Origin of the sequence: Amycolatopsis sp. WAC 01376 (genome assembly GCF_003947415.1) — a bacterium.
In the GTDB taxonomy this organism is placed as follows: Bacteria; Actinomycetota; Actinomycetes; order Mycobacteriales; family Pseudonocardiaceae; genus Amycolatopsis.
The window spans coordinates 406,302-418,044 of sequence record NZ_QHKL01000007.1; the positions used below are offsets into that span (position 1 = coordinate 406,302).

An 11,743-nucleotide genomic window follows, 5' to 3' on the forward strand; every position below is an offset into this window, starting at 1 on the left:
TGGAGGAGCTGTGTCCGAGCGACCCTCGACCGTTCCCGCCGTCGCGACCGAGCCCCGGCCGTCGCAGCGGCGCAACGAGTGGCTGCTGATCTCGTTCACCGGGACGACCAACACCGCGGACGCCGTGATGCGGGTGGCGCTTCCGTTGCTGGCCACCACGGTCACCGATTCACCGGCGTTGATCGCCGCGGTGGCGATCATGCTGACCCTGCCGTGGCTGGTGACCGCACTGCACATCGGCGTGCTCGTGGACCGCAAAAACCGGCGCTCGCTGATGGTGGGGGCCGAATTCGCCAGGATGGCCGCGATGGCGGTGATGCTCACCGCGGTCGCGGCGGGCTTCGTCAACCTGCCGCTGATCCTCGCCGTGGCCCTGGTACTGGGTGTCGCCGAGGTGGTCGCGCAGCTGTCCGCGATGTCGATCATCCCGACGGTGACGCCGAAGAGCCGATGGCAGTCGCTGAACGCGCGGCTCACCGCGACCGAATACGTCACGTTCAGTTTCGTGGGCGCGCCGATCGGCGGATTCCTCGTCGCCGCCGGATTCGCCGTGGCGCTGGGCGCGAGCGGCGCGGTGTACCTGTTCGGCGCGGTGCTGCTGACCATGCTGGCCGGCGACTTCGCGGTGAAGCAGGCCAAGGAGCGCCGTCCGGCAAGGGTGGAGATCCGCGAAGGTCTGTCGTTCCTGTGGCAGCACCGGTTGCTGCGGACGATGGCCGCGCTGATCACGGGCATGGCGGGCTGCTGGGCCGCGTGGTACGCGCTCATCCCGGCGTACGCGGTCGGCGGGCCGCTCGGTCTCACGCCCGCGCAGTACGGATTCCTGCTGACCAGCCTCGGCGCCGGTGGAGTGCTCGGCACGGTCCTGGTCGGCCCGGTCAACCGGTTGATCGGCAGACGCTGGGCGATGTTCGTCGACATCATCGGCACGGTGCTGATGGTCGGGGTGCCCGCGGTGGTGCCCGGCACGCCCGCCAGTGTCTGGCCGGTCGGTGTCGCCGCGTTCTTCGCGGGCGTCGGCGGGACGATGTGGACGGTGAACTCCCGCGTGATCAGCCAGTCTCTGGTGCCCAACGAGCTGCTGGGCCGGTTCAGCGCGGCGAGCAGGCTGCTGTCCTGGGGCATGCTCCCGGTGTCGGCGGCGATCGCGGGCGGTCTCGCGGAGCTGTTCGGCTTTCAGGTCGCGTTCGGGGTCTTCGCGGTCGTCTGCCTGCTGATGATCTACCCCTTCCTGAGGGTGATCACGGCCGCCGCGATCGCCGAGGTCGACTCCCCGGCCGGGGAAAGTGGCGGCAAGTGATCGATCCACAAGGGACGATGTACGGCTGGTTCCTCGACACCGTCCGGAGATGCCCTGACGCGACGGCCATCGAGGTCCGTGAGGACGCGCTGAGTTACAGCGAGCTCCGGCTGCTCGTGGACAGGCTGGCGGCCGGGCTGGTGCGGGCGGCGGGCAGGCGCCCGCACGCGGTCGGGCTGCTGGCCGCCCGCAGCCTCGCCACCTACGCCGGTTATCTCGCGGCACTACGACTCGGTTCGGTCGTCGTCCCGCTCAACCCGAAGTTCCCGGCCGACCGCAACCGGACGATCTGCGCGGCGGCCGGGGTGGACGTGGTCGTGGTCGACGAGGCGGACGCGTCGGAGGTGGTGGACGGCACGGGCGCCGTCGCGCTGCCCCTGCTCGGCGATTGGCCCGAGCGGCTGCCCGAGCCGTGGAACCCGTCCTACGACGGCGATCCCGACGCCGTGGCGTACCTGCTGTTCACGTCCGGCTCGACCGGAACCCCCAAGGGCGTGCCGATCCGGCACCGCAACGTGGCCGGCTACCTGGCGCACTGCGTCGAGCGTTACGCGGTCGCGCCCGGCTGCCGGCTCTCCCAGACCTTCGACCTGACCTTCGACCCCTCGGTGTTCGACCTGTTCGTCGCGTGGAGTACCGGCGCGACCCTGGTGGTGCCCTCCGACGCGGAGGTGCTCACCCCGGCCCGGTTCGTCACCGGCAAGCGGATCACCCACTGGTACTCGGTGCCGTCCGTGGTCTCACTCGCCGGTCGGCTGCGCGGGCTGCGCCCCGGCGCGATGCCGGAGCTGCGCTGGAGCGTTTTCGCCGGCGAGCAGCTGACCGTGGAGCAGGCAAGGGCCTGGGCCGCCGCGGCACCGAACAGCGTGCTGGAGAACGCCTACGGTCCCACCGAGCTCACCGTCACGGTCACCGCGTACCGGCTGCCCGCCGATCCCGGGTCGTGGCCGGACACCTCGAACGGCACCGTGCCGATCGGCCGGGTGCACGACGCGCTCGACGCGGTGCTGGTCACCGAGGACGGCCGCGCGGGCGAGGACGGCGAGTTGTGCGTCCGCGGCGGACAGCGCTTCGACGGCTACCTCGACCCCGCCGACGACCACGGCCGGTTCTTCCGCGGCGAAACGTCGTTCGTCGTGGCCGACGGCGCGCCGCGGGACGGCGATTGGTACCGCACCGGAGACCGGGTCCGGCGGGAACACGGCGAACTCGTCCACATCGGACGGTTGGACGATCAGGTCAAGATCCGCGGTTACCGTATCGAACTGGGCGAGATCGAGGCCGTGCTGCGGAAGCATCCGGGAGTGCGGGACGCCGTGGTGATCGCCGTTCCGGCGCGCGGGCAGACCGTGCTGCATGCGCTGCACACCGGCGACCCGGTCGACGCGGGCGAGCTGACCGCCGCCGTCGCTCGCCGTCTCCCCGAGTACATGGTCCCGGCCGCGGTGCACCACGTCGATGTCCTGCCCGTCAACGCGAGCGGCAAGATCGACCGTCGCCGCCTCGCCGCGGAGGTGACCGACGCCGCGCGGTGACCTCCGCGTTTCGGCACCTGATTGCGTTCTTTGCCCTGCTCGTTACCCGCTCGGAAGTCCGTGAGGGCCTCCTTCACTACCTTCAGGGTCGGTAAGGAGGCCCTCACGACCTTGTGCTGAGCTGCGCTGGTGCTTGGGGACGTAACTCGCGTGTTGGGAGGCGGTCCGTCTCTGATCACGCGAGTTACGTCCCTGGGCACGCTCGTCGCGCGAAGGTCGCGCACAGCGAGTCGATGTCCTGCAACGCCTGAGGGGTCAGGTCTTCGTCGCCGAGTACCACCGCCAGCCGTGTCTCGACCCGTTCGATGATGTCGACCAGCCCGAAGGAGTTGTAGTTGGGGAGCTCGCGCAACGTGGTGGCTGCGCGCACGGTGGGCTCGTCGATCCTCAGCACGTCCTGGATCGCGGCGAACACCGCGGCGCGGGCGGTGTGCCGGGCGGCGAGCCGGGCCGCGATGGCGACGTCTTCGTGGAGCAGGAGGCCGAGGTCATCGAGCACGGCGGTGCCGGGGGCACCAGTACGGGATCGGCGCGAGGCCACATAGCTTTTCGAGGCGAGGGTGAGCCAAGCCTTGGCGTGCTCGTCGACCTCGGGGCTCGGCCGGTCGTGCCGGGCGAGCCAGGCACCGTGAAGCAGGCGCGAGCGGCCCAGCAGCCAGATGTCGAGTACCAGGCCGTCGCTGTGGTCCGCCGCGAGATAGGCGTCGATGGCGGGGACGGCGTCGGCCATCGCCCTGGCGTTGACCGCGAGGACGTCGGGCTGCTCGGCGACCGGTTCGGCGGTGAACCGCAAGGCGGTGGCCGTGGGCAGCATGGCGTCCAGTTCGCCGGGGGAGAGCCGCCACACGCCAGGACGGCACGGACCCCACGGCGTCTCGTCGTGATAGGCGTCGACCACCGTGTCCGATGTGGACAGAAGGAACGTGTGCTCGGTGTGGCGGCGGCCGGCATACGGCGTCCACGTCAGGCCGTGCGCGTCGGCGATCACGTACAGCGGGCCGGTTTCGTCGGCCAGCGCCCGCAGCCGGGCGCCGTCGATCCCGTCCCAGCGTCGCTCCACCCGCAGGCCCAGCGTCTCGTGCGCGGCGGCCAGCCGGTAGGGCAATGAGGCGGCCACCCTCGGCCCCGGCTCGAGATCGAACCGCAGCGGGGCGCCGAGCGACAGGTGCGCGCCCGCCTCGCCGTGCCGGTCGGCCAGCACGGCGAGGTTGGCCTGCAGGCAGTCCAGCGCGTCCGCCCGCACCGTCTCCAGCAGCGGCGACCAGAGCCGGTCGTACGTCTCGGCCAGGGAGGTCACGATTCCCGCTCCAGGCCGAGGAACGCGTCGACCTCACCGGTGAGCCGGTCCAGGTGCCGCGGTTCGAACACGTCGTAGTGGCCCGCGTCCAGGGTCGCGGTCCGCAGGTCCGGCGCGAGCTCACACCACCGTCGCAGCGCGACGGTCCGGCCGGAGATGCCGTCGTCGGCGTCCCGGCACATCAGCAGCAGCGCCCGCCCGGGATACTCGCGTTCGGCGGCATACCCGGCGAGCGCGTGCGCCTGTGCCCGGAAGGTGCGCTCCACCCTGGCGACGGTGTGTTCGTCCGGCCGGGGACCGAGGCCGCCCACGATGAGCTTCCTGATCCGTTCGTCGTCCTCGGCCGAGGCGTGGCGGGGCAGCGGCGAACTGTCCACGATCACCAGATCCGGCCGCGCCCCCCGATCGGCCAGCCGCACGCACATCTCCCAGCCGACGGTGCCGCCCAGCGACCAGCCGAACACCAGCGCCGGGGAGCGGTCGCCGAGCGCCGACAGGGCGGACTCGGCCATCGCCGCGATGCTGTCCTCCGGCGGTTCCCCGGGTACCAGCCCGGCCGCGCGCACGGCGTAGACGCTGTAGTGACGGCCGAGGTGGGAAGCCAGTCGCAAGTACGGGTTCAGCCCGCCGCCCGCGCCGGGCAGCATCACGCATACCGGTCGATCCTTGCGGCGTACCAGGGTGACCAGCCTGCTCGGCGGCTCTTCGCGTACGGGCTCGTTCATTGCCGGACCAGCGCTGCCAGCGTCGCCACGGTCGGCGAGCGGAAGAACTCGACCAGCTGCACGGCCACTCCGTACCGCTCCTGCACCTGGCCCACGACGGTGAAGATGTTCAGCGAGTGCGCGCCGTACTCCAGCACCGGGCGGTCCCGCTCGACCTGGGGTACGCCGAGCACCTCGGCCCAGATGTCTGCCAGCTCCCGCTCGAGGTCGTCGGCGTACTCGGCGGCGGGTGCGGGCTCCACCGCTCGCTGGGCGCTGAGCTGTTCGGCCAGCGCCACCAGCGCGGCCCGGTCGGTCTTGCCGCTGCGGGAAGTCGGTACGGACTCGATGTCGACGATCTCCACCGGTGCCATGTACGACGGCAGCCGCTCGGTGAGCGCGGCCCGGACCTGTTCGTGGTCCGGCGCGGCGCCGGGCTCGGGCAGTAGGAAGAGCAACGGGCGTCGATCGATCCCGTCACCGCGCACCGCGGCCACCGCCTGACGCACGTCGGGCAACCCGGTCGCCACGGCTTCCAGCTCGCCGAGCTCCACCCGATAGCCGCGGATCTTGACCTGGGTGTCATTCCTGCCGAGGAAGATCAGCGCACCGTTTTCGTCGCGCACCACGTGATCGCCGGTGTGGTAGGCCGTCTCGCCCGGGGTGAAACCGTCGGGCAGGAACCGTTCGGCGGTGCGCTCCGGGTCGTTGACGTAACCCTCCGCGGGCGAGTGACCGCCGAGCAGCAGCTCGCCGGGGACCCCCGCCGGCGCGAGATGACCGGTTTCGTCGACGACGTACGCGGTCACGTTCGGCAGCGGCAAGCCGATCGGGACGTGGCGTGACCACGACGGGTCGGCCGCGGTCAGCCGCCAGGTGGTCGCGGCGTTGGTCTCGGTCGGCCCGTAATGGTTGACCAGTGTGCACTGTGGATGGTCGGTGAAGAACGCGCGGATCTCCTCGTCCACCAGCAATTGCTCGCCCGACACGCACAGGTATCGCAGCGACGGCAGGTGCGTCCGCACGGACTGCACGAACGGGCGCAGCGCCGCCACCGGAAGGTAGAGATGGGTCACCTCGGTGTCGGCGACCCGGCGCACCAGCTCGGGGAAGTCGCGCCGGTCGGCGGGCTCCCGCGACACGACGGTCGCCCCGGCCAGCAGCGTGGGCAGGATCTCCTGGAACGACACGTCGAAACCGGCGGGCGCGTACTGCAGGAACCGGCTGTCCGCGGTCATGTCCAGCGCGGAGATCTGCCAGGCGGCGAGATTGAGCAGCGGCCGGTGGCCCATGAGCACGCCCTTGGGCAGCCCGGTCGAGCCGGACGTGAACATCACGTAGACCGGAGAGTCCGCCGTCGCGACTGCCGCGCTTTCCACATCGGACTCGAATGCGGCGGCCGGAGCGACTTCGACCCCGTGCAGGGTGACACCGGAGCCGATCACCACCCGGCAGCGGGACTGCCGCACCATGTACGACAACCGGTCGGCGGGCAGGCTCGACTCCAGCGGCAGGTAGGTCGCGCCACGCCGCAGGATCGCCAGTATCGACGTGACGGTCTCGCTGAGGGAGTCCAGCCGCAGCCCGACGACGTCTCCCTGGCCGACCCCGCGATCGGCGAGCCCGGAGGCGATGCGCTCGGCGGTACGGGAAAGCTCGGCGTAGGTGAGCGTGCGGCCGGGTTCGGTGACCGCGACGGCGTCCGGAGTCCGGCGCGCGGTCTCGGCGAACCACTCGTACAGGGTCGGCGACGGCACCTGCGCCGGATACCCGTCATGGCGCCTGCTTCGCACGGCCGAGGCGTCGTCGAACAGTTCGGCGAGGGTGAGCGTGCCGTCGGCCACCGTCCGGCGCAGCGCGGTCCGCATCGAGTTCAGCAGCCCGTCGGCGACCGCGGGCGGGATCAGCTCGCTGTCGTACTCCAGTTCGAGCAGCCACCGGCCGTCGACCAGGGTGGCACCCAGCCACAGGTCGAACTTGGCGGTGCCGTTGCCCGGCTCGTACGCGCCGACCACCGCGCCGGTCCCGGTCGCCGGGTCGAACGTGTCCTGCATGGCGAGCATGCAGGAGAACAGGGGGTTGCGGTCGCTCGGCCGGTCCGGCTGCACCTGTGCCACCAGCTGGTTGAACGGGACGTCCACCGCGGAGCGGCAGTGGTCCACCGCGGCGCGGACGGTCTTGTCGAGGTGTTCGTCGACGGTGCGCGTCCAGTCCACGTCGACGGTGACGGGCAACGTGTTGACGAAGAATCCGCACAGGTCGTACGAGCCGATCGTGCGCCGCGCGGTGAACGGGCTGCCGATCAGCACCCGCGTCACGCCGCCGTGCCGCGCCAGCACCGTGCCGTACACCGCGGAGAACACCACGAACGGGCTGACCCCGAGCCGTTTACAGGTGGCCTGGAACCGCTCTGACTCGGTTTCGCCGAGGGTCCACGAGATCCGCTGTCCGGCGAACTCCGTCCGGTGTGGACGGTCGGGTCGCGGGTACAGCACGAGCGGCGGGACTTCGCGCAGCCGTTCGGCCCAGGTGGTGACCTGTTCGGCCGTCCGCGCCGAACCCGCGGCCCGGTTCTGCGCGTTGAGTTCCTTCACCAGCGCGGCTTCCCGGCTCACCCGCAGCGTTTCCACGTCCATCGGGCCCGCCAGGGCGCGGTCGAGGTCGCGCACGATCGGGCCCATGGAAACCCCGTCGCCGACCAGATGGTGGCCGCAGATCAGGATCGCCGCGGCACTGTCGTCGGTGGCGCGCACGAAACCGAACCGGTGCACCGGTCCGGTCGTCAGATCGAACGGCGCGCGGCCGATGTCCCTGCCCAGCGCGGCGAGTGTGGCGGCGTATTCGGCGGGCGGCACGGAGATCGACTCCAGTGGCAACTCGTCCGCGGTGGGCGGAGGCCGCAGCACGGCGTGCATCTCCGGATGCAGCCGGAACACCTGGCGCAGCGCCGGCTGAACGGTGACCAGGGCGACCAGCGCCCGGGTCACCGTCTCGGCCAGCGGGCCGGCGCATTTGGCCGGATCGAGGTCGAATTGGATGACCTGGTTGTAGATCTGCTTCGTCGGCACCAGGCTGTCCACCACCAGCAGTCCCTTCTGGGACTCGGTGAGGTGGAGTGTCGCCGTGTCGGCCAGCCGGAGTTCTGCTGTCATGCCGAGAGCGTCGCCGGATCCGATGTACCGCCGATGTTCCGGCGATGCAACCGTGCGGAACACCGGCGGCGTATCGCGAGCACATCGGCAGTACATCGACGGCGGTGAGCATCTGCCGCATGTCGACCAACAGCTTGCCCGTCACCGCGCCGCCGACCGAGGACCTGGCGCCGCAGGGGGGCCGGGTGGTGCTCAAGATAGGCACGTCCTCGCTGCTCACGGACGGCAGGCTGGACGCGGTCAAACTCGACAGGCTGTGCGAGATCGTCCACAGAGGACTCATCGCGGGCCTGCACCCGGTGCTGCTCGCTTCCGGGGCCATCGCGATCGGCCGCGGCAGGCATCCCGCGCTGGCCGTGGACGATCCGGCGGCGTTGCAGGTGTCCGCCGCGCTCGGCCAATCTCGGCTGTACTCGGCCGTCGAGGCCGCGTTCGCCGAACGCGGCGTGCAGACCGGGCAGCTGCTGCTCACCCCGCCCGACCTGGTCGAGGACGAGCGGAGCGGAGGTGTCGGGCACACCTTGCACACCATGCTGGCGCTGGGCATGGTGCCGGTGGTCAACGAGAACGACGCGCTCGGCGTGCGCAACAACGACGTGCTCGCCGCGCTGCTCGGCGGCTACCTCCAGGCCGAGCTGCTGCTGTTGCTGACCAACGTGCCCGGTCTCTACGACAGCAACCCGAAGCTGGCCCCCGGCGCCCGGCACATCGAGGAGGTGCCGGTGCTGACGGCCGAGACCGAACGGCAGGCCGGCGGCGCGATCGGAGACGGCGGCACCGGCGGCATGGTGATGAAGCTCGGCGCGTGCTGGATCGCCACGTTCAGCGGGGTTCGCACGGTCATCGCGGAGAGCGCGGATCCCGACGTGCTGGTCGCCGCGCACTGTGGCCGTCCCGCGGGCACGGTGTTCCACCCGCGCGCGGTCACCGGCGCGACTCCCGGCATCGGAACGCTCTGGCGCGCGTTCCGGACCCCGCCGGTCGGGGCGTTGCACTGCACCCCGGCGGGCCGGGAGGTCGTCGTCCGCGGTGAAACCGTGTGCCACCACCACGTCGCCGCCGTCCACGGCACCGTCGCGCCCGGCGACGTGGTCGACATCTGTGACCAGCACGGGCGGCCGCTCGCCCGTGGCCCGCTGAGCCGCGCCGTCGAGCCCGGCCGCCCGCCGACCGCACCCGTTGTCGACGGTGGCGACTACGTACCGATCATGGAGGATCTGCCATGTCAGTGACCGACGTCTGCCGCGCCGCGGCCGAGGCGTGGACCGAGATCAAAGGGCTGACCACCGCGCGCAAGAACGCGCTGCTGCTGGACATGGCCGTCGCGATCGAGGAGCACCGGGACCGGATCGTCACGGCCAACGAGACGGACGTGGCCGCCGCCCGCGACAACGGCGTCTCGGCCACGCTGGTCGATCGCTTGACCCTGACCGAGCGGCGGATGGCGGGTCTGGTCTCGGCCATCCGGACCATCGCCGACCTGCCCGATCCGGTCGGCCAGGTGGTCGAGGGCTGGACAAGGCCCAACGGCCTGCTGATCGAGCGGGTCCGCGAGCCGATCGGGGTGGTCGCGGTGATCTACGAGGCACGGCCCAACGTCACCGCCGAAGTCGCCGCGCTCTGCCTGAAGTCGGGCAACTGCGCCGTACTGCGTGGCTCCTCGATGGCCATGGCGACGAACACGGCGATCATGGCCGCGCTGGACAGCGCGATCGCCCGGCACGCCGACGTGCCAGCCGGTGCGGTCCAGCTCGTCACCGACCCGTCTCATGACGCCGCTCGGGAACTGATGCGCGCCAAGGAGTTCGTCGACCTGCTGGTGCCACGCGGTGGGCCGGAGCTGATCGAGTCCGTCGAGCGCAACGCCACCGTTCCCACGGTGATCGACGGCGCGGGCAACTGCCACGTCTACATCGACCGGTCGGCGGACCTGGAGATGGCCACGGCGGTCACGGTCAATGCCAAGACCTCCCGGCCCAGCGTGTGCAACGCCATGGAAACCCTGCTGGTGCACGAGGAACTCGCCCGGGACTGGCTGCCCGACGTACTCGACGAGCTGTCGGCCGCGGGTGTGGAGATCCGCGGCGACGCGACCGTCCGCGAGGTCTGGCCCAAGGCGGTGGCCGCGCGCGAGGAGGACTGGGGCACCGAGTACCTCGACCTGGTGCTGGCCGTGCGGGTGGTGCCGGACGTGGGTGCGGCGATCGCGCATATCGACCGGTGGGGCACCTCCAACGCCGAGGCGATCGTCGCACGGGACATCGACGTGGCCCGCCGATTCGCCCGCGAGGTGGACTCCGGCAGCGTGTTCGTGAACACCTCGACCCGTTACTCCGACGGCGGCGAGTTCGGCTACGGCGTCGAGATCGGCGTGTCCACGCAGAAACTGCATATCCGCGGTCCGATCGGGCTGACCGCGCTGACCACCGTGAAGAACGTCGTCTGGGGTACCGGACAGACGAGGATCGTGTAGGGGAGCGAGTCCAGTGTCCACTGTCCGAACCGCGTCGCCGATCCGTCCGTCGTCCCTTGTGGACAATGCGGCGCAGGCGCTGTCCATCAAGTACAACAACCTGGTCTACGAGCTGAGCGCGGCCGGGCAGGACATCATCACGCTCTCGCTCGGCGAGGCGTTCTTCGACCTGCCGCTGCCCCGGTTCGACGACCTGGCCGGGCACGGCCTGCATCACTACTCGCACTCCCGTGGGCTGCCGGAGCTGCGGCAGCGGCTGGCCGGATACTGGGCCGGCTTCGACCTCCCGGTCGACCCGGACACCGAGATCGTCGTCACCGCCGGCTCGAAGGTGGCGATCTACATGGTGTTGCTGGCGCTGCTCGAGCCGGGGGACGAGGTGATCGTCCCGGAGCCGTTCTGGCTGAGCTACCCCGAGCAGGTGCGGCTCTGCCGCGGCGTTCCGGTGCTGGTGCCGCACGACGTGAGCGTGTTCGACTTCGGCCGTTACGTCACGCCGCGCACCAGGGCCATCGTGATCAACAACCCGAACAACCCGTCCGGCCGGGTGCACACCGACGCCGAGCTGGAGTTCGTGCACGATCTGGCGGACGCGCGGGGCCTGGTGGTGATCGCCGACGAGGCGTACCACGAGTTCGTGCCGGCGGAGACCCCGTTCCGGGCATGCGGCTCGTTCGACCCGGAGCTGCGGCACACCGTCACGGTCAACTCGATGTCCAAGAACTACGGGGTTTCCGGCTGGCGGATCGGCTACGTCATCGCGCATCGCACGCTGATCGACCAGGTGCTGAAGATCAACCAGCACCTGATCACCTGCGCGCCGACGATCCTGTCCTGGTATCTCGCCGAACACTTCGACGACATCCTGGACATCACCCGTCCGCAGATCCGCCGCGTCGTGGATCTGCGCCGCGAGGTCGCGGGCCAGCTCGCGGACATCGGCATCGAAACCCTGCCCGGCTCGGCGACGTTCTACCTCTTCGCTTCCCTCGGCAGGTCCACTTTGGACTCGATGGAGTTCGCCACCCGGCTGCTGCGGGAAAGCGCGGTCAGCGTGGTGGCGGGCATCGCCTACGGTGAGTCGTGCGACCGGCACATCCGCATCTCCGTGGGCACGGAGTCGCCGTACCGGGTGGCACGGGGCATCGCCGAGATCCGGAACCTGATCGACGCCACGAGCTGACCAGCGCGGGACAGGGGCGTTCGAAGCTCGCACCCGAGCTCTTGGGTCCAGTAGGAGACGCCGCCTTCCGGAACAAGGCCTCGGCTCGCGTCGCGTCGT

At 70.7% G+C, this 11,743-nt stretch carries 8 protein-coding genes; 5 read left to right on the forward strand and 3 right to left on the reverse strand.

Annotation, left to right across the window (positions count from 1 at the left end; all coding sequences use genetic code 11):
- Window positions 1-10: 10 nt before the first annotated feature.
- Entirely contained in the window at window positions 11-1,300 is a 1,290-nt protein-coding gene (locus DMH03_RS32395) for an MFS transporter (protein ID WP_199749105.1), read from the forward strand.
- Complete coding sequence (locus DMH03_RS32400; protein WP_370311004.1) at window positions 1,297-2,835, forward strand: amino acid adenylation domain-containing protein; 1,539 nt, start codon at window positions 1,297-1,299, stop codon at window positions 2,833-2,835. Before DMH03_RS32395 ends, DMH03_RS32400 begins: the two co-directional genes overlap by 4 nt.
- A 184-nt stretch (window positions 2,836-3,019) precedes the next feature.
- Here the strand turns inward: DMH03_RS32400 and DMH03_RS32405 are convergent, their stop codons facing one another.
- Genes DMH03_RS32405 through DMH03_RS32415 form a run of 3 tightly spaced genes read right to left on the reverse strand, consistent with a single transcriptional unit; the run spans window position 3,020 to window position 7,988 of the window.
- Window positions 3,020-4,132, reverse strand: coding sequence for an acyl carrier protein (locus tag DMH03_RS32405; protein WP_199749106.1), 1,113 nt, complete (start codon window positions 4,130-4,132; stop codon window positions 3,020-3,022).
- Window positions 4,129-4,857 carry an alpha/beta fold hydrolase gene (locus DMH03_RS32410; protein ID WP_125795780.1) on the reverse strand — a complete coding sequence of 243 codons (729 nt, stop codon included), beginning with the start codon at window positions 4,855-4,857 and terminating at the stop codon, window positions 4,129-4,131. The genes DMH03_RS32405 and DMH03_RS32410 overlap by 4 nt, the downstream gene beginning before the upstream one ends.
- Complete coding sequence (locus tag DMH03_RS32415; protein WP_125795781.1) at window positions 4,854-7,988, reverse strand: amino acid adenylation domain-containing protein; 3,135 nt, start codon at window positions 7,986-7,988, stop codon at window positions 4,854-4,856. Before DMH03_RS32415 ends, DMH03_RS32410 begins: the two co-directional genes overlap by 4 nt.
- Window positions 7,989-8,107: 119 nt before the next feature.
- Here DMH03_RS32415 and proB point away from each other — a divergent pair, with 119 nt between their 5' ends.
- From proB to DMH03_RS32430, 3 genes are read left to right on the forward strand one after another with little or no spacing between them, the layout of a single operon-like run.
- Entirely contained in the window at window positions 8,108-9,220 is a 1,113-nt protein-coding gene (gene proB, locus DMH03_RS32420) for a glutamate 5-kinase (protein ID WP_158633140.1), read from the forward strand.
- Window positions 9,211-10,461, forward strand: coding sequence for a glutamate-5-semialdehyde dehydrogenase (locus tag DMH03_RS32425; protein WP_125795783.1), 1,251 nt, complete (start codon window positions 9,211-9,213; stop codon window positions 10,459-10,461). Before proB ends, DMH03_RS32425 begins: the two co-directional genes overlap by 10 nt.
- 13 nt (window positions 10,462-10,474) lie before the next feature.
- Window positions 10,475-11,644: a pyridoxal phosphate-dependent aminotransferase gene (locus tag DMH03_RS32430; RefSeq protein WP_125795784.1), complete on the forward strand. Its 1,170-nt coding sequence runs from the start codon at window positions 10,475-10,477 to the stop codon at window positions 11,642-11,644.
- Window positions 11,645-11,743 lie beyond the last annotated feature (99 nt).

Coding starts and splice junctions, on each gene's coding strand:
- DMH03_RS32415 (WP_125795781.1), bottom strand. CDS start 7,988: ATGACAGCAGAACTCCGGCTGGCCGACACGGCGACACTCCACCTCACC.
- proB (WP_158633140.1), top strand. CDS start 8,108: ATGTCGACCAACAGCTTGCCCGTCACCGCGCCGCCGACCGAGGACCTG.
- DMH03_RS32410 (WP_125795780.1), bottom strand. CDS start 4,857: ATGAACGAGCCCGTACGCGAAGAGCCGCCGAGCAGGCTGGTCACCCTG.
- DMH03_RS32425 (WP_125795783.1), top strand. CDS start 9,211: ATGTCAGTGACCGACGTCTGCCGCGCCGCGGCCGAGGCGTGGACCGAG.